At 70.7% G+C, this 23,178-nt stretch carries 22 protein-coding genes; 9 read left to right on the plus strand and 13 right to left on the minus strand.

Annotated features, from left to right (window positions below; translation table 11 throughout):
* Nucleotides 1–95 precede the first annotated feature (95 nt).
* The 3 genes from Q0Z83_RS35805 to Q0Z83_RS35815 form a co-directional block, all read right to left on the minus strand.
* Nucleotides 96–1,808 carry a substrate-binding domain-containing protein gene (locus tag Q0Z83_RS35805; RefSeq protein WP_317787663.1) on the minus strand — a complete coding sequence of 571 codons (1,713 nt, stop codon included), beginning with the start codon at nucleotides 1,806–1,808 and terminating at the stop codon, nucleotides 96–98.
* 95 nt (nucleotides 1,809–1,903) lie between these two features.
* Nucleotides 1,904–2,662 (minus strand): class I SAM-dependent methyltransferase, encoded by a 759-nt coding sequence (locus tag Q0Z83_RS35810; protein ID WP_317787664.1) that lies wholly within the window; start codon nucleotides 2,660–2,662, stop codon nucleotides 1,904–1,906.
* 32 nt (nucleotides 2,663–2,694) lie between these two features.
* Nucleotides 2,695–3,603, minus strand: coding sequence for a LysR family transcriptional regulator (locus tag Q0Z83_RS35815; protein WP_317797210.1), 909 nt, complete (start codon nucleotides 3,601–3,603; stop codon nucleotides 2,695–2,697).
* Nucleotides 3,604–3,674: 71 nt separating this feature from the next.
* Here Q0Z83_RS35815 and Q0Z83_RS35820 point away from each other — a divergent pair, with 71 nt between their 5' ends.
* From Q0Z83_RS35820 to Q0Z83_RS35830, 3 genes are read left to right on the plus strand one after another with little or no spacing between them, the layout of a single operon-like run.
* Entirely contained in the window at nucleotides 3,675–4,415 is a 741-nt protein-coding gene (locus Q0Z83_RS35820) for a succinate dehydrogenase cytochrome b subunit (RefSeq protein ID WP_317787665.1), read from the plus strand.
* Between the two features lie 2 nt (nucleotides 4,416–4,417).
* Entirely contained in the window at nucleotides 4,418–6,367 is a 1,950-nt protein-coding gene (locus Q0Z83_RS35825; RefSeq protein ID WP_317787666.1) for a fumarate reductase/succinate dehydrogenase flavoprotein subunit, read from the plus strand.
* Nucleotides 6,367–7,110: a succinate dehydrogenase/fumarate reductase iron-sulfur subunit gene (locus Q0Z83_RS35830; protein WP_317787668.1), complete on the plus strand. Its 744-nt coding sequence runs from the start codon at nucleotides 6,367–6,369 to the stop codon at nucleotides 7,108–7,110. The genes Q0Z83_RS35825 and Q0Z83_RS35830 overlap by 1 nt, the downstream gene beginning before the upstream one ends.
* A gap of 209 nt (nucleotides 7,111–7,319) precedes the next feature.
* Here Q0Z83_RS35830 and Q0Z83_RS35835 read toward each other — a convergent pair whose 3' ends face one another.
* The gene (locus Q0Z83_RS35835) at nucleotides 7,320–7,898 is read right to left on the minus strand and encodes a TetR/AcrR family transcriptional regulator (RefSeq protein WP_317797211.1); all 579 of its coding nucleotides are present in this window, start codon (nucleotides 7,896–7,898) and stop codon (nucleotides 7,320–7,322) included.
* 41 nt (nucleotides 7,899–7,939) lie between these two features.
* Here Q0Z83_RS35835 and Q0Z83_RS35840 point away from each other — a divergent pair, with 41 nt between their 5' ends.
* Nucleotides 7,940–9,319: an FAD-dependent monooxygenase gene (locus Q0Z83_RS35840; RefSeq protein WP_317787669.1), complete on the plus strand. Its 1,380-nt coding sequence runs from the start codon at nucleotides 7,940–7,942 to the stop codon at nucleotides 9,317–9,319.
* Here the strand turns inward: Q0Z83_RS35840 and Q0Z83_RS35845 are convergent.
* The 4 genes from Q0Z83_RS35845 to metF all read right to left on the minus strand — a co-directional run bounded on the left by Q0Z83_RS35845 (nucleotide 9,295) and on the right by metF (nucleotide 12,215).
* Nucleotides 9,295–9,786 carry a hypothetical protein gene (locus tag Q0Z83_RS35845; RefSeq protein ID WP_317787670.1) on the minus strand — a complete coding sequence of 164 codons (492 nt, stop codon included), beginning with the start codon at nucleotides 9,784–9,786 and terminating at the stop codon, nucleotides 9,295–9,297. The genes Q0Z83_RS35840 and Q0Z83_RS35845 overlap by 25 nt on opposite strands.
* Before the next feature lie 173 nt (nucleotides 9,787–9,959).
* Nucleotides 9,960–10,397, minus strand: coding sequence for an HNH endonuclease (locus tag Q0Z83_RS35850; protein WP_317787671.1), 438 nt, complete (start codon nucleotides 10,395–10,397; stop codon nucleotides 9,960–9,962).
* A gap of 137 nt (nucleotides 10,398–10,534) precedes the next feature.
* On the minus strand, nucleotides 10,535–11,203 hold the full coding sequence (locus Q0Z83_RS35855; RefSeq protein WP_317797212.1) for a CDP-alcohol phosphatidyltransferase family protein: 669 nt from the start codon (nucleotides 11,201–11,203) through the stop codon (nucleotides 10,535–10,537).
* Between the two features lie 85 nt (nucleotides 11,204–11,288).
* Nucleotides 11,289–12,215 (minus strand): methylenetetrahydrofolate reductase [NAD(P)H], encoded by a 927-nt coding sequence (gene metF, locus Q0Z83_RS35860; protein ID WP_317787673.1) that lies wholly within the window; start codon nucleotides 12,213–12,215, stop codon nucleotides 11,289–11,291.
* 88 nt (nucleotides 12,216–12,303) lie between these two features.
* Between metF and Q0Z83_RS35865 the strand changes: the two genes are divergently transcribed.
* A complete protein-coding gene (locus Q0Z83_RS35865) occupies nucleotides 12,304–13,374 on the plus strand; it encodes a polyprenyl synthetase family protein (RefSeq protein WP_317787674.1) in 1,071 nt (356 codons plus the stop codon).
* Between the two features lie 56 nt (nucleotides 13,375–13,430).
* Here Q0Z83_RS35865 and Q0Z83_RS35870 read toward each other — a convergent pair whose 3' ends face one another.
* The gene (locus tag Q0Z83_RS35870) at nucleotides 13,431–13,781 is read right to left on the minus strand and encodes an Rv2175c family DNA-binding protein (protein WP_317787676.1); all 351 of its coding nucleotides are present in this window, start codon (nucleotides 13,779–13,781) and stop codon (nucleotides 13,431–13,433) included.
* A gap of 9 nt (nucleotides 13,782–13,790) precedes the next feature.
* Between Q0Z83_RS35870 and Q0Z83_RS35875 the strand changes: the two genes are divergently transcribed.
* The 3 genes from Q0Z83_RS35875 (at nucleotide 13,791) to Q0Z83_RS35885 (ending at nucleotide 17,524) form a co-directional block, all read left to right on the plus strand.
* Nucleotides 13,791–14,519 (plus strand): hypothetical protein, encoded by a 729-nt coding sequence (locus tag Q0Z83_RS35875; RefSeq protein WP_317787677.1) that lies wholly within the window; start codon nucleotides 13,791–13,793, stop codon nucleotides 14,517–14,519.
* Between the two features lie 135 nt (nucleotides 14,520–14,654).
* The gene (gene pknB / locus Q0Z83_RS35880) at nucleotides 14,655–16,658 is read left to right on the plus strand and encodes a Stk1 family PASTA domain-containing Ser/Thr kinase (RefSeq protein WP_317787678.1); all 2,004 of its coding nucleotides are present in this window, start codon (nucleotides 14,655–14,657) and stop codon (nucleotides 16,656–16,658) included.
* Nucleotides 16,655–17,524, plus strand: coding sequence for a deoxyribonuclease IV (locus Q0Z83_RS35885; protein WP_317787679.1), 870 nt, complete (start codon nucleotides 16,655–16,657; stop codon nucleotides 17,522–17,524). The genes pknB and Q0Z83_RS35885 overlap by 4 nt, the downstream gene beginning before the upstream one ends.
* On the opposite strand, the gene Q0Z83_RS35890 is transcribed toward Q0Z83_RS35885, so the two are convergent.
* Nucleotides 17,493–18,332: a LysR family transcriptional regulator gene (locus Q0Z83_RS35890; RefSeq protein ID WP_317787680.1), complete on the minus strand. Its 840-nt coding sequence runs from the start codon at nucleotides 18,330–18,332 to the stop codon at nucleotides 17,493–17,495. The two genes, Q0Z83_RS35885 and Q0Z83_RS35890, sit on opposite strands and share 32 nt — an antisense overlap.
* 71 nt (nucleotides 18,333–18,403) lie before the next feature.
* Here Q0Z83_RS35890 and Q0Z83_RS35895 point away from each other — a divergent pair, with 71 nt between their 5' ends.
* The gene (locus Q0Z83_RS35895; protein WP_317787681.1) at nucleotides 18,404–19,129 is read left to right on the plus strand and encodes a CTP synthase C-terminal region-related (seleno)protein; all 726 of its coding nucleotides are present in this window, start codon (nucleotides 18,404–18,406) and stop codon (nucleotides 19,127–19,129) included.
* Here Q0Z83_RS35895 and Q0Z83_RS35900 read toward each other — a convergent pair.
* The 3 genes from Q0Z83_RS35900 to Q0Z83_RS35910 form a co-directional block, all read right to left on the minus strand.
* Nucleotides 19,093–20,112 carry a threonine aldolase family protein gene (locus Q0Z83_RS35900; protein WP_317787683.1) on the minus strand — a complete coding sequence of 340 codons (1,020 nt, stop codon included), beginning with the start codon at nucleotides 20,110–20,112 and terminating at the stop codon, nucleotides 19,093–19,095. The genes Q0Z83_RS35895 and Q0Z83_RS35900 overlap by 37 nt on opposite strands.
* On the minus strand, nucleotides 20,105–21,511 hold the full coding sequence (locus tag Q0Z83_RS35905) for a class II 3-deoxy-7-phosphoheptulonate synthase (RefSeq protein WP_317787684.1): 1,407 nt from the start codon (nucleotides 21,509–21,511) through the stop codon (nucleotides 20,105–20,107). Before Q0Z83_RS35905 ends, Q0Z83_RS35900 begins: the two co-directional genes overlap by 8 nt.
* Nucleotides 21,512–21,574: 63 nt before the next feature.
* Entirely contained in the window at nucleotides 21,575–23,050 is a 1,476-nt protein-coding gene (locus tag Q0Z83_RS35910; RefSeq protein WP_317787685.1) for a glycosyl hydrolase family 18 protein, read from the minus strand.
* Between the last annotated feature and the right edge of the window lie 128 nt (nucleotides 23,051–23,178).

Raw genomic sequence — 23,178 nt, forward strand, 5'->3', positions numbered from 1 at the left:
TTTCCACGAGGACCGGGTGGCGCTTTCCACGAGGACCGGGTGGCGCTTTCCACGAGGACCGGGTGGCGCTTTCCACGAGGACCGGGTGGCGCTTTCTACGAGGACCGGGTGGCCAGGAACGCCTTGGCCATCGCGGAGGCGAGGTCGGCCGGGTTGCGGGCCCCGATCGCCTGGCCGCCGGTCGCCTTCGCCATCTCCCCCAGTGACTTCAGGTCGGCGCCCGGCCCGTACCCGACCGCGAAGATCTGCACCGGCCGGGCCGGGTCGCGGCCGGCGTTGAGCCGCTTCAGGAACTCCTGCTGGGTCATCGCGAACCGGGTGCCGCCGTCGTCGCCGTCGGTGAGCACCACGACCACCGACGGACGGCCGGGCTGCGCCTGCGCGCGCATGGCTTCGACGCCGTCGAGAACGCTCTGGTAGAGCGGTGTGCCGGCGCCCGCCTGCGGCCGGTACGAGCCGATCGCCTCGCCGAGCGCCTGCCGTCGGGGTTTACCGTCGACGGCCGCGGTGATCGGTCCGAACGGGACCACCTCGGTGTGCGCGGCGTCGGCCGCACCGGCCGCACCGAAATACCACATACCGATCGTGGTCTGTTCGTTGAACAGTTCAGCCGCACTGATCCCGGACTGGCGTAACAGCGACGCCTTGGTCTCCGGCCCGGCGCCGATCTTCTCGTTCATCGAGCCGGAGTTGTCGATCAGCAGCAGCACCTGGAACGCCACGGTCTGGAACCCGGCCCACTGCTTGGCCGGAGTGAGCATCGCCGCCGCCGTCTCGGGCAGGCGGGCGGTACCGGCCGTGGGCTCGGTGCGGAACCCGGCCTCGGCCAGGTCCGGCTTGCTGATCGCCGCGCGCAGCTGCTCGACCAGGCGGGTCTTGACACCCTTGCGGACCGCGAACGGGTAGTCGGCCTCGACCTGCCCGTCGACCGGCACCGCGGGTGTCAGCCCGACCTTGTGCCCGGCCTTCTGGTAGGCGGCGACCTGCTGCTCGACCACCGGGAAGACACCGACGCCGAACGCGGCCGAACCGGCGTCCTCCTCCCGGGCCATCTGGGTGATCAGGGCGGTGGGGTCGGCGTTCGCCTTGGTGAGCCGGCTGCGCAGGGTGAGGGCGCGCAGCTGGGCGATGCCGGGGTCCTTCGTGGTCAGTGCGGTGGCGGCGTGCACGCCGTGGACGCTGAGCAGGCCGGTCGTGGTGAGCAGCGGGTCGGGCATGGTGACGACCGGCACCCGCTCCTCGGTGACCGCCTTGATCAGCGTGGTCCAGGCGGTCTTGCTGTCCTGGGCGTACTGGTCGGCGAGCGCGGGCGGGGCGGCCAGCACGATCGGCGACCAGGCGAGGGTGGCACCGGAGGTCTGGAAGTTGCGGTTGCGGTCGGCGGCGATCCGCAGCCAGACGCTCGACGACGGCACCCAGACGTCGGGCTGGTCCTTGGCGTCGACGGTGACACCCGGTTCCTCGGCGCGGACCACGATCGGCGCGCAGCGCTGCCCGGCCGGTTTGAGGTCGGCCGCGACCTTCTCGATCACCGGCGCGATCTCCGGCGCGGCGGCCACGGTGAGCTCGGGGTCCGGGCAGGGGGTGACGGTGGGCGAGGAGACCGACGGGACCGGCGCGGCGCTGGACTGCGCGGCGGGTGTGGACGTCCCGTTGCTCATCAGCCGCCAGGCGACGCCACCGGCGACCAGCAGGACCGTGATCACCAGGACGGCGGCGAGCAGGAGACGGCCGCGGCTGTGCGGCGCCTCGCTCCAGTCGCCGTGGTCCGGCGGGGGTAACTGCCTTGGCCACTCGTTGTCGGACATGCCACCTAGCCCCGTCGTTGAGGTCGGTACCGATGCCTGCCGGATAGTAGTCCGGTATTCATGTCCTGCAATGGTTCAGTAAGTAACGCGGCACATCAGGGCAATATCCGAGGCTCAGCGATCGCGATCACTATCAGTTCGCCGTCCTCGCTGAGGCCGACGGGCTCCCGGCTCCATCCACCGTAGAGCTGGTCGACCCGGAAGCCGGCAGCACGCAGCGAGTCACGCAGCGTGGTTTCGTCGCGGAATCGGTGGACCGCGGTGCTGGTCAGCTCCAATCCGTCCGGGAACAGATAGTGATGGACCACGGACACGGTGCGCTCGTCGGCGGCCGGGACACTCTCCGTCCACGCGATCACCGACGAGCCGTCGGAGAGCACGATGGGCCGCTCGGTGCCGGCCCGGTCCCATCCCCGCCACGGACGGGCGGCCGGGTCGCGGCCGTCCAGGATCAGTCGCCCGTCGACGGTCAGGGAGTCGCGCAGAGCGTGCAGGGCGCCGGACCACTCCTCGTCGGTCACCAGCAGCTCGGTGACGTGACCGGTCAGGAAGGCGGCGTCGAACGAGCGCGGCGGCAGCGTCTCGAAGGAGCCCTCGATCCAGCGGACCCGGGCCGCGCCGGGCCGGCGGCGGGCGGCGTCGAGGCTGGCCCGGGCCGGGTCGACCGCGGTCACCTCGTGCCCGGCCTCGGCCATCGCGATCGCCAGGCGGCCGGTGCCGCAGCCGAGATCGAGGACCCGGGGCGTCATGCGGTCGGCGAGGACCCGCATGAAGAAGTCGTCCTCCCAGCCCCAGGGGTGTTCGGCGTCGTAGACCTCGACCAGTCGGGGATCCCGGTACTCGCCATGCCACACACCAGCAGCCTAAACGCGGCGCACCCGCTTGACTACCCGATGTGGACGGTGGCCGCGCAGTGCTCGATGACGACCTCGCGGAGCGCGGCGGCGGCATGCGACATGATCGCTCCGCGACGCTGGGCCAGGGCGATGGTGCGGCGCATGCCCGGCGGGGCGAGCGGGGTGGCCCGCAACAGTGGACGGTTGGCCAGCACCATGCTCGGCACCAGCGCGACACCGAGACCCGCCTCGACGAAGGCGAGCACCGCGTCCATCTCGCCGCCCTCGACGGCGAACTTGGGGGTGAAACCGGCCCGCTCACAGGCCTGCAGGGTGACGTCGCGGATGTCGTAGCCGTCGCGGAACATCACCATCGGGGTGTGCCGCAGCTCGATCAGGTCGAGCTGGCGGGCCACGGTGGGCGGTGGGCCACTCGCGACCGAGGCGACCACGAGGCTCTCCCGGAGCAGCTCGGCGGTCTCCAGAGCCGAGTCGACGCCGTGCTCGGGCTGCACGATCAGGGCCAGGTCGAGGGTGTGTGCGAGCAGGTCGGCGATCATGTCCTGCGAGCTGCCCTCGGTCACGTGCAGCCGGATGCCGGGGTGGTCGGCCCGGTACGCCCGGAGCACCGCCGGGACCAGTGAGGAGCAGAGACTGGGGGTGGCGCCGAGGCGGATCTCGCCCCGTCGGAGCCCCACGATGTCGGCGACCGCGTCCCGTGCCGCATCCGCGTCGGCGATCATCCGCTGTGCCAGCGGGAGCAGGGTTTCTCCGGCTACCGTGAGGGTCACGCCCCCACGGATGCGCTCGAAGAGTGGCGCGCCGAGTGACATCTCAAGGGTGTGAATCTGCTTACTCAGCGTGGGTTGGGAGACGCCCAATTCATCCGCCGCTTGGGTGAAATGTCGCGTCTCTGCCACCGCTACGAAGTACCTGAGTTGTTGCAGCTGCACCTTAATAGCTTACGGCTATGGAGAGCAGCACCTGCATGCATTAGACGAATCGATCGGGACTTTCTACCGTCCAAGTTGTGGCGGTAGACACTCCTATTCCCAAGACGACCAAGGCTGCGGGTGCGACGGCACGCCCCACGCCGCCGAAGTCGGTCCGGCCCTCGTCGGTCGTACTCAAATTGATCATGGCGGCCAGCGGTGCGCTGCTGGTCTTCTTCCTCTTCGCGCACGCGGCCGGCAACCTCAAGATCTTCGTGGGCGAGTCGGACTTCAATCACTACGCGGAGTGGCTGCGGGAGCTCGGCACCCCCCTGCTGCCGCACGCCTGGTTCCTCTGGATCCAGCGCGTCGGTCTGCTGGTCGCGATCGGCCTGCACATCTGGGCGGCGGCCGCGCTGACCATCCGCGCCAAGAAGGCCCGGCCGGTCAAGTACGCCCACCGGCCGAAGGTGCAGGGCAGCTACGCCGCACGCACCATGCGCTGGGGCGGCGTGATCATCGTGCTGTTCGTGATCTGGCACATCCTCGACCTGACCCTGGGCAAGGTGAACCCGGCCGGTGGCGACTCCGCCCCGTCCGAGCGGGTGGTCGAGGGCTTCGCCCCCGATCGCTGGTACGTGACCCTCTTCTACGTCCTCGCGGTCGTGGCCGTCGGTTTCCACCTGCGGCACGGCATCTGGAGCGCGGCCCGCACGATGGGGCAGCAGACGATCAAGGGTGAGCGCCGGGCCAAGGCGATCGCCCTGACGCTCTCGGTGATCCTGGTCGCGATGTACCTCTCGGTGCCGATCGCGGTCCTGACCGGATTGGTGGGTTGATCATGACTGCTAACGACTTCTGGGCCGAGGGCGAACCCGTCTTCGACAAGGCCGCCCCGGACGGGCCGGTCGAGACCCGCTGGGAGCGGCGCAAGTTCTCCGCCAAGCTGGTCAACCCGGCGAACCGCCGGAAGCTGACGGTCATCGTGGTCGGCACCGGCCTGGCCGGCGGCTCGGCCGCGGCGACGCTGGCCGAGGCCGGGTACCGGGTCAAGTCCTACTGCTACCAGGACAGCCCCCGCCGCGCGCACTCGATCGCCGCGCAGGGTGGCATCAACGCCGCGAAGAACTACCGCAACGACGGCGACTCCGTCTACCGGCTCTTCTACGACACGGTCAAGGGCGGCGACTTCCGCGCCCGCGAGTCGAACGTGTATCGCCTGGCCCAGGTGTCGGTGAACATCATCGACCAGTGCGTGGCCCAGGGCGTCCCGTTCGCCCGCGAGTACGGCGGCCTGCTCGACAACCGCTCGTTCGGTGGCACCCAGGTGTCCCGGACCTTCTACGCCCGGGGCCAGACGGGCCAGCAGTTGCTGCTCGGCGCATACCAGGCCCTGGAGCGCCAGATCGGCCTCGGCAACGTCGAGATGAACGCCCGGCACGAGATGCTGGAGCTGATCATCGTGGACGGCAAGGCCCGCGGCATCGTGGTCCGCGACATGGTCACCGGCGAGATCACCACCGAGTTCGCCGACGCCGTGGTGCTGGCCTCCGGTGGTTACGGCAACGTCTTCTTCCTGTCGACGAACGCCAAGGGCTGCAACGTCACCGCGTCGTGGCGGGCGCACCGCAAGGGCGCGCTGTTCGCGAACCCCTGCTACACGCAGATCCACCCGACCTGCATCCCGGAGTCCGGCTCGCACCAGTCGAAGCTGACCCTGATGTCCGAGTCGCTGCGTAACGACGGCCGGGTGTGGGTGCCGAAGAAGGCCGCCGACTGCCCGAAGCCCGCGGGCTCGATCGCCGAGGAGGACCGCGACTACTACCTGGAGCGGATCTACCCGTCGTTCGGCAACCTGGTGCCCCGGGACATCGCGTCGCGGGCCGCCAAGAACGTCTGCGACGAGGGCCGCGGCGTCGGCCCGGGTGGCCTCGGTGTGTACCTGGACTTCGCCGACGCGATCAAGCGGCTGGGCCGTAAGGCGGTCGAGGCGAAGTACGGCAACCTCTTCGAGATGTACGAGCGGATCACCGGCGAGGACCCGTACGAGACGCCGATGCGCATCTACCCCGCCGTGCACTACACGATGGGTGGCCTGTGGGTCGACTACGACCTGCAGTCGACGGTGCCCGGCCTGTTCGTGGTGGGTGAGGCGAACTTCTCCGACCACGGCGCCAACCGGCTCGGCGCGTCCGCGCTGATGCAGGGCCTGGCCGACGGCTACTTCGTGCTCCCGAACACGATCAGCAACTACCTCGCCGCGGGCCCCTTCAAGAAGGTCACCGAGTCGGACGAGGCGGTCGTCGAGGCCCGCAAGCAGGTCGAGGACCGGATCGAGAAGTTCCTGTCGATCGACGGCGACCGCACCGTGGACTCGTTCCACCGCGAGCTCGGCCAGATCATGTGGGAGTACTGCGGCATGGAGCGGACCGAGGAGGGCCTGACCAAGGCCATCGGGCTGATCCGGGCGCTCAAGGAGGAGTTCTGGACCCGGGTGAAGGTGCCGGGTAAGGGCGAGGAGCTCAACCAGAACCTGGAGAAGGCCGGCCGGGTCGCCGACTTCATCGAGCTCGGCGAGCTGATGTGCATCGACGCGCTGCACCGGCGGGAGTCCTGCGGCGGCCACTTCCGGGCCGAGTCGCAGACCCCGGACGGCGAGGCGCTGCGCCACGACGACCAGTTCAGCTACGCGGCGGCCTGGGAGTACTTCGGCGCGGACGGCAAGCCGGTCCTGCACAAGGAAGACCTCAACTTCGAGTACGTCCACCCGAGCACGCGGAGCTACAAGTAATGGACATCAAGGTCAGGGTGTGGCGTCAAGCCGGCCCCTCGGCTGCCGGGAAGATGGTCACCTACGACGTGAAGGGCATCTCCCCCGACGCGTCGTTCCTCGAGATGATCGACGTCCTCAACGAGACGCTGATCCTCGGCGGTGACGACCCGATCGCGTTCGACCACGACTGCCGTGAGGGCATCTGCGGCGCCTGCAGCATGGTCATCAACGGTGTGGCGCACGGCCCGGAGAAGGCCACCACCACCTGCCAGCTGCACATGCGGAAGTTCTCCGACGGCGACGTGATCGACGTCGAGCCGTGGCGTGCCGCCGCCTTCCCGGTGATCAAGGACCTGGTCGTCGACCGGTCCGCGTTCGACAAGATCATCCAGGCCGGTGGCTACATCACCGCGCCGACCGGCACCGCACCCGACGCCCACGCCACCCCGGTGCCCAAGAAGGACGCCGACGCGGCCTTCGAAGCGGCCACCTGCATCGGCTGCGGCGCCTGCGTGGCGGCCTGCCCGAACGGCTCGTCGATGCTGTTCACCGCCGCGAAGATCGCCCACCTCGGCCTGATGCCGCAGGGCCAGCCGGAACGCGACAGCCGCGTCATCGACATGCTTCAGGCGCAGGACGACGCCGGCTTCGGCGGCTGCACCAACGCCGGCGAGTGCACCACGGTCTGCCCCAAGGGCATCCCGCTGAGCCTCATCGGCCGCCTGAACAGCGACTACCGCAAGGCGATCACCACGCGCTGATCGCGCACGACTCCAGGTACCGGGCACAACGGCGTGTCCGGTACCCGGCTTCTTCGGATGCCCGGCACGACGATGTGCCGGGCTTCCGCTTTTCCGGTGGTACGCCGTCGGCCGCCCCCACCCGCGGACCACCCCTCCCGTGGCGGCCCCGCGCGGTCCGCGGCGCTTCCGGCCGAAACGCGACCGCCGGGCTGAATGCGGTGGTCTCCCTACCCGCCGACGCCGCGGTGCAGGAACGTGGTGAGGGCCTCGATCGTCTCGTCCTCGCCGGCGGCCGGGCTCGGATCGGCGAACCACGCGGTGACGGCCGCCGACAGCGCCGAGGTGAAGAACGCCGCCGCCACCAGCGGACCGCCGGGCGGGCTCAGCCCGGCGAGGTGGCCGGCCAGGTGGTGCAGATCGGGTTCGAGCATCTCGCGGCTGCGGCGCGCGAATTCCTCGTCGACCGTCGAGGCCTGCTGGAGCGCGGACATGATCGCGCGGTGCTCGCGATAGAAGTCCCAGTAGACGGCGACATGCCAGCGAACCGCCGCCCGGTCACGGAAGTCGTCCAGGTGACCGGCCAGCCCGGCGCTGGCGTCGCCCTCGGCGAGCAGATCGGCCAGCAGCGCCTCCAGCAGCTTCTCCTTGCTCGGGAAGTGCTTGTAGAAGGAGCCGGTGGCCCGCCCGGCCTCGGCCGTGATGTCGGTGATCTTGGTGTTCAGGTAGCCCACTCGGGCGAACACCCGGATCGCGGCCTTCTTCAACTCGACCTCGGTCTGCGCAGCCTGCTGTGCGCGCGTGCCCATCACCACTTGACGGAGGCTACCAGCGCCCTTACGGTGAATCTATGTTCACTGAATCTCAATTCACTGTAATCGTCGGGGCCGGGCCGACCGGGCTCACCCTGGCCCGCCAGCTCGACCGGCACGGCGTGCCGTACCGGATCGTGGAGAAGTCGGCGAAGCCGTTCGACGGCTCGCGCGGCAAGGGCCTGCAACCGCGCACCCTCGAGGTCCTGGACGATCTCGGACTGATCGAGCGGTTCCTGGCCGCCGGTGGCGACTATCCGGAGCTGCTGGCCCACCTGCCGAACGGCGGCACCCACCGGTTCCGCCTCGACGAACAGCACGCACCGACCCCCTCGGTCCCCTGGCCGAACATGCTGATGCTCCCCCAGTGGCGCACCTCCGAGCTGCTCGCCGACGGCATCCCGGTGGAGTTCGGAGTCGGACTCACCGGCTTCACCCCGATCGACGGCGGCGTGCGGGTCACCCTGGACTCCGGCGAAATCGTGGACGCCCGCTGGCTGGTCGGCGCGGACGGCGGCCGCAGCACCGTCCGCAAGCTGGCCGGCATCGGCTTCGAGGGCGAGACCCACGAACAGGAGCGGTTGTTCATCGCCGACGTCCGGCTCACCGGTCTCGACCGCGACCACTGGCACGTCTGGCCGGGCGAGGGACGGGCGTTCCGGCTCGGGCTGTGCCCGCTGCCCGGGGACGGCTGGTTCCAGCTCACCGCGCCACCGTCGGACCTCTCACCGGCGGAGCTCGTGGCCGCCGTCGACCCGTCGATCACGGTCACCGAGGTGGGCTGGACGTCCGAGTTCCGGGCCAACATGCGAATGGCCTCCCGGTTCCGGGACGGGCACGTGTTCCTCGCCGGAGACGCCGCCCATGTGCACTCACCGGCCGGTGGACAGGGACTCAACACCGGCGTTCAGGACGCGTACAACCTGGGCTGGAAGATCGCCACCGGCGACTCCGCGGTGCTGGACACCTACCAGGAGGAGCGGCTGCCGGTCGCCGCGTCGGTTCTCGGGATCAGCACCCGCCTGCACCGGCGGCATGCCGAGGGAGCCGACGACGCGATGCGCCGGGACGACCCGGTACTGCGGCAGTTGTCGCTCCACTATCGGGGCGCCACCCTCTCCGCGGAGCACCGGCCGCGGCCCGGCGGGGTACGTGCCGGGGACCGGGCGCCCGACGCCCCACTCCGGGACGGGCGGATCTTCGATCGGCTGCGCGGGCCGCACGCCACCCTGCTGGCCTTCGACTGGTCCACGCCGCTGCCCGAACTGACCGTTCCGGTCCATCACGTCACCGAGGCGGCGCCGATCTACGGCGTCGACCGGCCCACACTGCTCCTCGTCCGGCCGGACAACCACGTCGGCTGCGCCACCCACGACGCGGCGGACGTGGTCGCCTATCTGCGGCGGTTCAGGCTCTGAGACTCGGCGCGGAGGCACTCCACCGAGGCTCTCAGCGGTGTCGGCAGCAGTCGGCCCTCCAGATCGCCGAGAGCCGCGGCCACCAGGTCGTAGAGGGCGCCGGCCGGGGCGTCGGGTGCGGCCGAGAGGGTCTCCCGGACCAGGGCGGCACGGGTGAAACGGGCGTCCCAGCGGCGGTCGGCACCGATTCGCCGGTACAGGTCGACCGCCTGCCTCCGCAGCCGGGTGGCGCCGTCGCCGTACCCCTGATCGAGTTCCTGCCGACCCGGCGACGAATCGCGCTCGGCGGCCCTGGCCAGGTTGCGCCGGCGCTGCTCGGCGGCCTGCCGGCTACCCAGACCGAGCGCGGCGGCGATGGCCGGCCAGGTCACGCCGGAACGCCGGGCCCGGTCGATCAGCTCCAACTCCTCGGCGTCGAGCCGGGCCCGCCGCTCGCGGATCTCCCGCAGCCCGTCCAGCTCCGCCATCGGTTCCGCCTCCCCCGCCGTCCGCCGCATTCTGGGCCGCCGCCGCATTCTCGGCTTCGGCCTCCGCAGCATTCTCGGCCTCCGCCGCATTCTCGCCGACGAAAGGGGCGGCCGGCGAGTCCCCGTGTAAACTCGCCGGCCGCCCGAATGAGGAAAGTCGATAATCGGAAGGATCAGAGGTGCGCGGCCCAGACCGGCGCGAACGGCGTGATGCGCAGCGGCATCCGGGCCTCGGCCGGGGTCCGGTCGCCCTTGCGGTTGTTGCAGCGCCCGCACGCCGCGACGGTGTTCAGCCATTCGTTGCGGCCACCCCGCGAGCGCGGCAGCACGTGGTCGATGGTCGACGCGGCGTCGCCGCAGTAGGCGCACCTCCGCCCGTCCCGCACCAGCACACCGGCCCGCGACCAGCCCGGACCGCGGCCGCGACGCCACCGAGTCACCACATAGGACACCAGCCGTACCACGGTCGGCACCGGGTAGACACCCATCCGCGTGTCCGGCTGTGCCTCGTGAACCACGGCGACCTGACGGAACAGCATCCGGATCGCGTGCCGGAGGCTGACCCGGTGCAGCGGCCCGCAGTCAGCGTTCAGAACCAGAACCGCACTCATTTCGTCACCCCCCGGAAAATCGTTTGCGCGATAGCGAAATCACAGTTCAGAGGCGTTCCACCCGCCCCGGATCCGCTGAAGAAAAAATAGGCCCGACATCGATCACCGACAACCGAATAAACGCGCGGGCGACGGGGTCAGCGCAGAGCGCGATGGACCGCCGCGGTCAGCTGAGCCAGGCCGATGACCTGCAGGAGCAGCCAGATCGCCGCGGCGACGGTCAGCGCCGGAGCCGTCCAGGCCGGGGCGACGAGAGCCGCGATCGGGGCCAGGAGCAGCCCGGTCACAGCCACCGCGACGCGGGTCGGGCGCTCGCCCACGGTCACCGTGCCGATCTCGGTCATCCCGGCCGTGGTGGCCCGGGCCCGCAGATATTCGTGCAGCCAGCTGCCCGCACCGGCCGCCACCGCCAGCCAGGCGGGGGCCCCGGCCAGCCAGAACGCGGTCAGCCAGGCGGCCTCCCCGAGACGGTCGGCGACCGAGTCGTACACGTGCCCGGCCCGAGTCACCCGCCCGGACACCACCGCCACCGCACCGTCCAGCCCGTCGGCGAAGGCGGCCAGCAGCACCAGCAGCGCGCCGACGGCCAGGCCGGCCGGACCGGCCAGGCCGATCACCACCGGCACGGCGAGACAGAGCAGCAGACCGGCGAGGGTCACCGTGAGCGGCGCGATCCGCTGACGACCGAGAAGAGAGCCGATCCGGTACGCGCAGAGCACCCACCCACGAACGACGGGCGAGGCGCGTCGCGGATCGAACCCGCCGTGCAGCCCCGACCAGGCCGTCACATAGTCGTCCCAGCTCAGGACGCCGCCGCCCGCGGAAGGGCGGGAGGAGGCCGCCGAGCGCCCGGTGGAATCCGGTGGTGGCTGTGGGACGGACCGGGGCACGTCAGGCGGCGGCTGCGGCGACCTCGGAGGGGGCCAGGAGCTGCCAGACCTCGCGGGTCGCGGTGGAGCGGTTCAGGGTGATGAAGTGGATGCCCGGCACGCCCTCGTCCAGCAGCCTGGCGCACATCTCGGCGCACATCTCGATGCCCAGCGCCCGGACCGCCTCCGGATCGTCGGCAAGACGCTCGAAGCGGGGCAGCAGCGCCGCCGGGAACGGGGCGCCGGAGAGCATCGAGGCCTTCTCGATCGTGGCCATCTGGGTGACCGGCATCAGGCCGGGCAGGATCGGCGTGTCGCAGCCCTCGGCGGCGACCCGGTCGCGCAGCCGCAGATAGTCGTCGGCGTCGAAGAACATCTGGGTGATCGCGAAGTCGGCACCGGCCCGGCACTTGCGCACGAAGGCCCGGGTGTCGCTCTCCACGTCGGCCGAGCGGGGGTGTTTGTAGGGGAACGCCGCCACCCCGACGCTGAAGTCACCCGACTCGCGGATCAGGCGCACCAGGTCCTCGGCGTAGAGCACGCCCTCCGGATGCCGGACCCACTCGCCGGTCGGGTCGCCGGGCGGGTCACCGCGGACGGCCAGGATGTTGCTGATGCCGGCGCCGGCCAGCCGGCCGATCACGTTGCGCAGCTCGGCGACCGAGTGGTCGACCGCGGTGAGGTGCGCCATCGGCAGCAGGGTGGTCTCGGTGGCGACCCGCTCGGTGACGGCGACCGTGGTGTCCCGGGTGGTGCCGCCGGACCCGTAGGTGATCGACACGAAGCTGGGCCGCAGCGACTCCAGCTCCCGGATCGCCTGCCAGAGCCGCTCCTCGCCGACAGGTGTCTTCGGCGGGAAGAACTCGAACGAGAACGTCGGCGTCGAGCCCCGGACCAGATCACCGACGGACGGCGTACCGGGTAGCCGGGAGGGAAGTCCGAGAGCCATACCGGAACTCTACCGGCCGCCCCGGCGACACCGGTCGGGTGCTCACCCGCTGAACAGGGGCGGAGGGCACCAGATAGCGTCTGGAAGGGTGACGAACTCTCCGCTCGAGCGGGCCGGCCTGCGGCCCCGTGTCGACAAGGCCCTCGCCGGTTTCCTCGCGACCCAGCGGGCGCATCTGCTGGAGATCGACCCGGCGCTGGCCGAGGTGGCCGACGCGGTGTCGGCGTTCGTGCTGGGCGGCGGCAAGCGGCTGCGGCCCGCGTTCGCCTACTGGGGGTTCCGGGGTGCCGGCGGCATCGACTCGGACGAGGCGGTGGCCGCCGTGTCGGCGCTGGAGCTGGTGCAGGCGAGCGCGCTGATCCACGACGACCTGATGGACCGGTCGGACACGCGGCGTGGGGAGCCGTCGGTGCATCGGCGGTTCGAGCTGCTGCACCGGCGCGCGGGCTGGCGCAGTGACGCGGCCGGGTTCGGCGACTCGGCGGCGGTGCTCCTCGGTGACCTGGCCCTGGTCTGGTCGGACGACCTGTTGCACACCTCCGGGATGGGCCTGGCCGAGCTGGCCCGGGCGCGGCCGGTGTTCGACCTGATGCGGACCGAGGTGACCGTCGGGCAGTACCTGGACGTGCTCACCCAGGCGACCGCCGACACGTCGCTGGAGCGGGCCGGCAAGGTGGCCCGGTTCAAGTCGGCGAAGTACACGGTGGAACGGCCGCTACTGCTGGGCGCGGCACTGGCCGGGGCGGGCCCGGAGGTCCTCGCGGCGTATTCGGCGTTCGGCCTGCCGCTGGGTGAGGCGTTCCAGATGCGCGACGACGTGCTCGGGGTGTTCGGCGATCCGGCGCAGACCGGTAAGCCGGCCGGTGACGACCTGCGCGAGGGCAAGCGGACCTACCTGGTGGCGTCGGCACTGGCGGCGCTCGACGACGCCGGTCGGGTCGAGCTGGACGAGGCGCTGGGTGATCCGGCGCTCGACGACGCGGGCGTGGAGCGGCTCCGGGCGGTCATCCGGGCGTCCGCGGCGCTGGACGCCACCGAGGCACGGATCGACGCGCTCAGCCGGGAGGCACTGACGGCTCTCGACGAGGCGCCGATCGAGGAGGAGGCGCGCGAGGTGCTGCTGGCGCTGGCCGACGCGGCGACCCGCCGCTCGGTCTGACACCTGCCGGTCGACGCGCCCCCACCCTGGTGGCGTAGATCACATAGAGGTGCCGGTCAGAAGCCCAGTGCCTGGGCGCGCCGTTTCGCCTCGCGGGCGCGATCGCCGCCGAGTGCCAGCGCCGCGTTGCCGCCGAGGCTCTCATCCGGCTCGTAGAGCCACCCGAGGGCCTCTTCGTCGTTGTACCCGGCGTCATGGAGCAGGGTCAGGACACCGGGCAGGTGCTTGAGCACCGTGGCGTTCGCCACCAGCTCGGCGGGCACCACCCGGATGCCGTCCCGGCGGACCGCGAGCAGCGACCCCTCGCGGATCAGCTGGTGCACCTTGCTGATCGTCACACCGAGCTTTTCGGACACATCCGGCAGAGGGATCCAGCCGGCGGGGCCGGAGGTTACGGGTTCGGTCACCTGTACAGCGTGCCAGACCAGATCGGAGAACTGTTGATGAGCCTGTGGCGCAACATCCGTGCGGAGATGGCCGGGGCCTGGCGGTCCCTTCGTTACGACCTGGGGCGGCGCCCGGCGGGCCGCGGGCCGGCGGAGCCGGACGTCACCTCGACCGGGATGAACACGTTCCCGGGATCACTCGTCTTCCTCCCCGCCGAACCGGCCGCGGACGAGGAGCGGCCACCACGGCGATTCGTCGCGGTTGCCGTCTTCTGTGCGCTGGCGGTGTGCGGAGCGGTCGGCGCCTACCTCGTCGCGACGACCGCGTTCGCCGGACGGATGACCGACCCCCCGGCGGCCGCGCCGGAGGTCGCCCCGCCGCCACCCAGGCCGCCCACCTTCGAGGCCGCACCCGGACCGCGTCCGGGCGGCCACGCCGGGATGGGCCGCACCCCGCGGCGCCCGCACGCCGTCTCGCCCACTCCGGCCGCCGTCCTGACGACCACCACCCGGGTCGTCGTGACACCTCCTCCGGCCAGGGAGAACACCCGGCCCGCGACCCCCGTCACGGAACCACCGGAGTGCGACTGCGACACACCCCCGGTGCCGACGCCGACCGTCCCGGACCCCACCGCGTCGACCTCCGCCTCGCCCAGTGGATCGACCGGCCCGGATCCCGACTTTCCGGGCACACCGAGCCCCGCCGGCAGCGCCTGGACCGCTCCCAGTGACAGCCATCACCATCGCCTTCCATGGTGATAAATCCCTAATTTCGTCTGATGTGAAGGGCTTCCACATCAATCAGCCCAGGTCATCGGCGCTTGGGTACCCGTTTGGACTCAGCTGTGACATCCTGGGCCACCCCCACTGGAAAGACACATACACTTCACGCCGATGGACACCACAGTCGCCGATACGTTGATCGGCACAACGATTGACGGGCGCTACCGGATCACCGGTCGCGTCGCCCGTGGTGGCATGGCGACCGTCTACCGGGCCACCGACGAGCGGCTTGAGCGCACCGTCGCGCTGAAGATCATCCACCCGTCGCAGGCCACCAACGTCCACTTCGTCGACCGTTTCACCGACGAGGCCAAGACGATCGCCCGCCTGACGCATCCGAATGTCGTGGCGGTCTACGACCAGGGGCGCCACCAGGGCCTGCCCTATCTGGTGATGGAGTTCGTGCAGGGCCGCACCCTGCGTGACCTGCTGAGCCAGCGCACCCGGCTGAACCCGGTGGAGGCCCTCGCGATCCTCGAGCAGATGCTCGCCGCGATCGCCGCCGCACACCGCGCGGGCCTGGTGCACCGTGACGTCAAGCCGGAGAACGTGCTGGTCGCCGAGGCGCCCAGTGGCGGCGCGTCGGACCTGGTGGACGCCGTGGTCAAGGTGGCCGACTTCGGTCTGGCCCGGGCCATCGAGGCGAGCACCGTCGACGACTCCGGCCAGCTCATGGCCACGGTGGCCTATGTCGCTCCGGAGCTCGTGCAGAACGGGCACGCCGACGCGCGTACCGATGTGTATTCGGCGGGCATCGTGCTCTTCGAGATGCTGACCGGCCGGGTGCCGTACGACGGTAAGGAACCGATCGAGGTGGCCTGGCAGCACGTCGACAACGACGTGCCGGCGCCCTCGTCGATCATCCGCGGCCTGCCGGCGGTGCTGGACCGACTCGTCGCCCGGGCCACCCGACGCGACGCCGGCGCGCGCCCGACCGACGCCGGTGCGTTCCTCTCCGAGGTGCAGGCCACCCGCGACGGTCTCGGCGTGCAGCACGTCGACACCGCGCTGATGCGCCAGGTTCCGGGCGCCCCGGGCACCTCCGACGCGACCCGGATCGTCCCGGCCATCCCGTCGGCCGACGCCACCGCGATGGTGCCGCCGGTTCCGGCCGGCACCGCCTACCAGGCCTCCCACCGCCCGTCCTGGGCCCGGCTGCCGGAGCAGGGTGGTGGCGTCCGTAACACCGGGCCGCACCGCCGGGCCGCAGCACCGGCCGGCGGGCTGGCCGGCTTCTTCGAGGACCGGCGGCGGGTCGTGATGACCGCGCTGGTCGCCGTGATGGCCCTGGTCGTGCTGGGCAGCACCTGGTGGGTGACGCTCGGGCGCTACGCCGAGACGCCACGGCTGCTGACCATGAGCCAGGACCAGGCCACCGCGTACGCCAAGCAGGAGGGTTTCACGATCATCCTGGGCGACGGCAAGTACAGCGAGACGGTGGCGAAGGGCTCGGTCCTGGAGCAGAATCCGGGCCCACAGGACAAGATCGTGCAGGGCGACAGCATCACCGTCATCCTGTCGCTCGGCCCCGAGGTGCACCCGGTTCCCGAGCTGGAGGGCCAGGAGCTGGCCTTCGCCAAGGCCCAGCTGGAAGCGATCAAGCTGAAGGTGAAGCAGGGCAAGGGGCAGTACAGCGACACCGCCCCGGAGGGTGTGGTGCTGTCCACCAACCCGAAGGCGGGCACCGAGCTCAAACCGGGCGAGACCGTCGAGGTGGTGCTGAGTAAGGGCAAGGCGCCGATCACCATCCCGAACCTGGTCGGCCAGAACATCAACGAGGCCCGCCGGCAGTTGAACGAGCGGGGTCTGCAGGTCGTCGAGCAGTCCGTGGAGAGCGACAAGCCGACCGACGAGGTGCTCAGCCAGTCACCCAAGGCGGGCACCGGCGTGGAGAAGAACGCGCAGGTCACCCTTCAGATCAGCAAGGGCCCGGCACTGATCGTGCTGCAGGACGTGACAAACCAGCCGTGCCAGCAGGCGGCCGCGGCGCTCCAGGCACAGAATGTCCAGGTGCAGATGAACGGCGACCCGAACGCGACGGCCCGGCAGATGAACCCGGGCCCGGGTACTCCGGTCGCGCCGCAGAGCGTCGTCCAGCTGGTGTGCTTCCTGTGACCCTGCGCCGGATCGGATCACACACCAAGACGTCGGGAGGGCTGGCCAAGGCGGCCCTCCCCTACGTCGACGCCGCGGGTTCGGAGACCCTTCAGGTGTACGTCTCCAACTCCCGTGGCTGGGCGCTGCCGCCCGGCGACCCGAAGCAGGACGTGCTGTTCCGCGACGGCATCGGCGAGCGCGGGCTGCCCGCCTACATTCACGCGTCGCTGCTGGTCAACCTCGGCTCACCGACCGAGCTGACGGTGGAGCGCTCGATCGCCACGCTGGAGCACGCGCTGCTGCGGGGTAAGGCGATCGGCGCGACGGCTGTCGTCTACCACGCGGGCAGCTCGGTCGACGAGGCGCACGCCGAGAAGGCCATGCACCAGCTGCACGAGCAGCTGCTGCCGTTGCTCGACCGGGCGGCCGCCGAGGACCTACCGAAGCTGCTGGTCGAGCCGAGCGCGGGCGGCGGGCGGAGCCTGGCGTCGAAGGTGCAGGATCTGACCGCCTACCTGGCGGCCGTGGAGCGGCATCCGTGGCTGGGGGTCTGCTTCGACACCTGCCACGCCTGGGCGGCCGGGCACGACCTGGCCACCCCGGGCGGTATGACGGCGACGCTCGACGCGCTGGTCGAGGCGGCCGGGCCGGGCCGTCTCCAGCTGATCCACGCCAACGACTCGAAGGACGAGTGCGGGTCGACGCGGGACCGCCACGAGACGATCGGCAAGGGCCGGATCGGCACCGAGCCGTTCGCCGAGCTCTTCGCCCACCCGGCGACCGCGGGCATCCCGATCATCGTGGAGACGCCGACGGTCGAGCACGAGGGGCACGCCGCGGACATCGCGGTGCTCAAGGGATTGCGTTCGTCAGAAGCGCGCTGAGCCGGGCCGCGGGTGCGCCCGCGCCGGGTGTGGTCAGCAGCTCCACCCGGTGCACCATCCGCGGCAGCGGGACGCCGTCGGCCACACTCGCGGGCAGGACGGTGAGCCCGTGGCCCGCCTCGACCAGCCCGATCAGCACCGCGACGTCGGCGCCCTCGTAGCGCAACCCGGCACGCGGGCCGTCCACCGGCAGGTTCGTCAGGGGCGAGACCACCGGAGCGTCTATCCAGTACGCCTCCGTGAGGTCGGCCAGCTCGACGGTCCGGCGGGCCGTCAGCGGATGATCCCGCGGAACCGCCACCACGGCCGTGTCCTCGGCCACCCCGATCGCCCCGGCCAGCGGCAGCGGCAGCGGGTCGTTGGGCGCGGTGAACCCGTCCACCAGGGCGATGTCGATCTCCCCGGTGGCGGCCGCGTCGACGATCCGGGCCCGGTCGCCGACCAGCACCCGGCTGTCCAGGCGGGCCGACTCGGCGCGGATCGCGGCCAGCGCCGTGGAGATCCGCCGGGACCAGGCGAGCGGGGTCAGTCCGATGATCAGGCGGCCGGGTGGCGCCACCGCCCGGGTCACGTCCGCGCGGGCCGCGGCCAGCCTGGTCAGCAGGAGCGTGGCGTGCCGTTGCAGGCGCTCGCCGGCCGGTGTGAGAGCGACCGGCCGGCGGGTCAGCAGTGGGGTGCCCAGGTCGGCTTCGAGGAGCGCGATCTGCTGCGAGACGGCCGACTGGGTGTAGCTGAGGCGCTGTGCGGCGACCGAGAACGAGCCGGTCTCGGCGACGGCCACGAACGTGCGCAGCAGGTGCGGATCCACATGAGCGATGCTAATGCCGAGTGCAGCAACGATCGTTGGACCTGATCTCGCGTCGGGGCGAGAGTGGACCCATGAAGAGAATCGCCCTGGTCGGCGATCGGTCACCGGCCGTTCGCGCCCATAACCGGATTCCCGATCTACTCGACGTCCTCCGCGACGAGGAGGACCTCGACGTCTACTGGGTCCCGACGCCCGATGCCGAGGACCCGACGACCCTGCGCGGCTTCGACGGGATCTGGCTGGTGCCGGGCAGTCCCTACCGAAGCCCCGAGGGCGGCATCACCGCGGCCCAGGTGGCCCGTCTCGGCGGCATCCCGTTCCTGGGCACGTGCGGCGGCTTCCAGCACGCCATGCTGGAGTTCGCGCGCAACGAGTGCGGTTTCCTCGCCGCGAGCCACTCGGAGTATGCGGAGGGCGAGGAGGAGGGCACCGACTCGCTGATCGTCGAGCTGGCCTGTTCCCTGGCCGGGCACGAGGCGGCGGTCGAGGTGGCCGCCGGGTCACTGATCGAGCGGCTGCTCGGCGCGTCCCGCACGGTCGAGCGCTATCACTGTTCGTATGGGCTCGCCGCCGCCCACCTCGACCTGCTGACCGAGCACGGGATGCGTTTCACCGGCCGCGACGAGAGCGGGGCGGTCCGGGCCGCCGAGCTCACGGACCATCCGTTCTATCTGCTCACGCTCTTCCAGCCGGAGTTGGCCGGAGACGGGACCGACCCGCACCCGATCATCCGTGGCTTCGTCGCGGCTGCGGGGGCCGCTCAGGCCAGCAGGTCACTGAGGACGTCGATGGCCTGATCCACGCCCGCCTCGTCCAGGTCGAGATGGGTGACGAGCCGGGCGACCTGCGGCAGCATCGCGGCGATCAGCACACCACGCTCGGCGGCGGCCGACGCCAGGGCGGGGGCGCTCAGGTCGTGTTTCGACAGGTCCAGGGGCACCAGGTTGGTGCGCACCTTCTCCGGGTCGACCACGCCGAACGGGGCCAGGGCCTCGGCGATCTGGCGGGCCCGCTCGTGGTCCTCGGTGAGCCGCTGCAGGTGGTGATCGAGGGCGTACCGGCCGGCGGCGGCGAGGATGCCCGCCTGGCGCATGCCGCCACCCATCCGTTTGCGGATCACTCGAGCCTTGGCGATCCGCTCGCGGCTGCCGACGACCAGGGAGCCGACAGGTGCGCCGAGGCCCTTGGAGAGGCAGACCGAGAGGGTGTCGAAAAGGGCGCCGTACTCGGCCAGGGTCACCCCGTCGGCGATGTGGGCGTGCCAGATCCGGGCGCCGTCACAGTGCAGGGCGATGTTGTGCTTGTCGGCGGCGACCCGCAGGTCCTGAAGGGTGCTGAGCGGGATGACCCCGCCGCCGCCGAGGTTGTGGGTCTGCTCGACGGCGATCGCCGCGGTCGGCACCGATGGGAAGCCGGCCGGGCGGATCATCTCGGTGATCCGCTCGGCGTTCAGCGCGGCGCCGTAGGACGGCCAGGTCCGGGTGGAGATGCCGCCGAGCAGCGCGGCCGCCCCCACCTCGTAGGTGACGACGTGCGCGTCGGCGCCGGCCAGCAACTCGCCGCCGGGCGGGACGACGAGTTGCAGGGCGATCTGGTTGGCCATCGTGCCGGATGGGGCGAACAGCGCCGCCTCGTGGCCGAACAGCTCGGCCACGTGGGCCTCGAGCGCGTTCACGGTCGGGTCGTCGCCGAAGACGTCGTCGCCGACGGCCGCGCGGGCCATCGCCGTCCGCATCCCCTTGGTGGGGCGGGTGACGGTGTCCGAACGCAGGTCAGCCACGGAGCATCTCGGCGACGAGGAACGCCAACTCCAGGCTCTGCTGGGTGTTGAGGCGCGGGTCGCAGGCGGTCTCGTACCGATCCGGGAGGTCGAGGTCCTCGATGCCCTGGGCCCCGCCGAGGCACTCGGTGACGTCCTCGCCGGTCAGCTCGACGTGAATGCCGCCCGGGTGGGTGCCGAGGCCGCGGTGCACCTCGAAGTAGCCGAGCACCTCGTCGACCACCCGGTCGAAGTGGCGGGTCTTGTAGCCGTTCGACGACTCGTGGGTGTTGCCGTGCATCGGGTCGCACTGCCAGACGACCTTGGCCCCGGAGGCGTGCACCTTCTCCACGATCGGGGACAGCGCGTCGCGGACCTTGCCGTTGCCCATCCGGCTGATCAGGGTGAGTCGGCCCGGCTCGTTCTCCGGATTCAGCTTCTCGCACAGCTCGATCGCGGTCTCCGGCGACGTGCCGGGGCCGATCTTGACGCCGATCGGGTTGGCGATCCGACTGATGAAGTCGATGTGCGCGTGGTCGAGCTGCCGGGTGCGCTCGCCGATCCACAGGAAATGGCCGGACAGGCCGTAGGCGCGACCGTCGGAGACGCGGGTGAGCGCCCTGTCGTACTCCAGGGCCAGGGCCTCGTGCGAGCAGTACAGACTGACCGTCCGCAGTGCCTCGCTGTCGGTCATGCCGCAGGCGCGGATGAAGTCGAGCGCGCGGTCGATCTCGCGGGCGATCGCCTCGTAGCGCTCGCCGGCCGGGGAGGCGCGGACGAAGTCCTTGTTCCAGTCGTGCAGGCCGTGCAGGTCGGCGAGACCACCCGAAAGATACGCCCGAAGCATGTTCATCGCGGCGGCCGAGTTCGCATACGCCCGGATCATGCGCTGTGGATCGGCGATCCGCGCCGCCTCGTCCGGCTCCAGCGAGTTGATCATGTCGCCGCGGTAGGCGGGCAGGCCGAGCGAGTCGGTCGGCGCGGAGCGGGGCTTCGTGTACTGCCCGGCGACCCGGGCCACCTTGACCACCGGCATCGACGCGCCGTAGGTGAGCACGACCGCCATCTGGAGCAGGGTGCGGGCGTTGGCCAGCAGGTGGCTCTCGGTGTTGTCGGCGAAGGTCTCGGCGCAGTCACCGCCCTGGAGCAGGAAGGCACGGCCCTCGCACACCTCGGCGAGCCGGTGCCGCAACTGGTCGACCTCGTAGGGCGCGACGATCGACGGCACGTTGTCGAGGACCTTGCAGACCTCGGCGACCTCGGCCATGTCCGGCCAGGGCGGCATCTGGACGCGCGGGAGGCTGCGCCACCGGTCGAGGCCGAGAGCCTCGTCCTCGGCAGAGTCCGTGGACGGGCGGGACGTCTGCAGAGCCGGGTTACCGACCCCGGGATGACTGAGCTGATGCCACTCACGACGCATGCCGAAAGCGTACGGAAGAGGGGCACCGGCGTTGTCGCCGGTGCCCCTCTTTCGCGGTCGGTCCTACAGGTTGCTCTTGATCGCCGTGATCAGCTCACCGTTGGTGGTGTCACCGGAGAGCTCCCAGAAGAACGCGCCGCCGAGGCCCTGGTTCTTGGCGTAGGTCAGCTTGCCCGCGATCGTCGACGGGGTGTCGTAGCCCCACCAGTTGCCACCGCAGAAGGCGTATGCCGTACCACCGATGGTGCCGGTGGCCGGGCACTTGGTCTTGAGGACCTTGTAGTCCTCGATGCCCGCCTCGTAGGTGCCGGGTGCGGCACCGGTCGCCGAGCCGCCCGGGGCGGCCTGGGTGACGCCGGTCCAGCCACGGCCGTAGAAGCCGATGCCGAGCAGGATCTTCGCGGCCGGGACGCCCTTGCTCTTGAGCTTCTGGATCGCCGCGTCCGAGTTGAAGCCGGCCTGCGGGATGCCGGTGTACGAGGTCAGCGGCGAGTGCGGGGCGGTCGGGCCCTGCGCGTTGAAGGCGCCGAAGTAGTCGTACGTCATCGGGAAGACCTTGTCGAGCTTCGCGATGCCGGCCGCGTAGTCGGCCACGTCGAGCTTGCCGCCGTTGCTGCCGTCGGCGGAGATCGCCGAGGTGATCAGGTTGCTGGAGCCGAACTTGTTACGCAGCGCGGTGATCACGTTGGCGTAGGCGGCCGGGCCGCTGGCGTCGCAGGAGAGACCGCAGGCGTTCGGGTACTCCCAGTCGATGTCGATGCCGTCGAAGACGTCCGCCCAGCGCGGGTCCTCGACCAGGCTGTAGCAGCTGTCGGCGAAGGCGGTCGGGTTGGCGGCCGCCTGGGTGAAGCCGCCGGACCAGGTCCAGCCACCCACCGAGTAGATCACCTTGAGGCCCGGGTACTTCTTCTTCAGCTTGCGGAGCTGGTTGAACGAGCCACGCAGCGGCTGGTCCCAGGTGTCCGCGACGCCGTCGACGCTCTCCGCCGCGGTGTACGCCTTCTCGTAGTCGGCGTACGAGTCACCGATGGTGCAGCGACCGCCGGTGGTGTTGGCGAACGCGTACAGGATGTGGGTCAGCTTGGACGCCGAACCGGACGTGTCGATGTTCTTCACGTGGTAGCCGCGGCCGTAGACGCCCCACTCGGCGAAGTAGCCGACGACCCACTTGCTGCCGGTGTTCGGCGGCGTCGTGGTCGGCGGGGTGGTCGGGGGCGTCGTCGGCGGGGTCGTCGGCGGCGTGGTGGTGGGCGGGGTGGTGGTCGGCGGGGTGGTGGGCGTGGTGCCACCGCAGACGCCGTTGTCGATCCAGACCGCCCACTGGGTGCTGTTGGTGGCGGGCGACTCGTTCTGGGTCCACCACTTGGCGGTGTAGTTGTGGCCGTTCTGCGAGGCGACGTTGTCCTTCACGTAGACGGCGGTGGCGGACCAGGGGGTGGCACAGGCGGCAGCGGCGGACGCCTGGCTCATCGGCACGGCGACGCTGGACGCCAGCACGATCGCGCCGGTGATGAGCGCCCGGCGGGGGGTTGTACGCAAGGGATGTCTCCTCAAACAGTTAGGAAACTTTCCAAAGAGAGGGATGAAGAGACCGTAGTCACATCGATTAACAACAGTCAAGCCAGGTGAACAGCATTTAAGGTTCTTTAACACAGCCGGACGCGTCA

It is taken from the genome of Actinoplanes sichuanensis, from assembly GCF_033097365.1.
GTDB classification, from domain to species: Bacteria; Actinomycetota; Actinomycetes; order Mycobacteriales; family Micromonosporaceae; genus Actinoplanes; species Actinoplanes sichuanensis.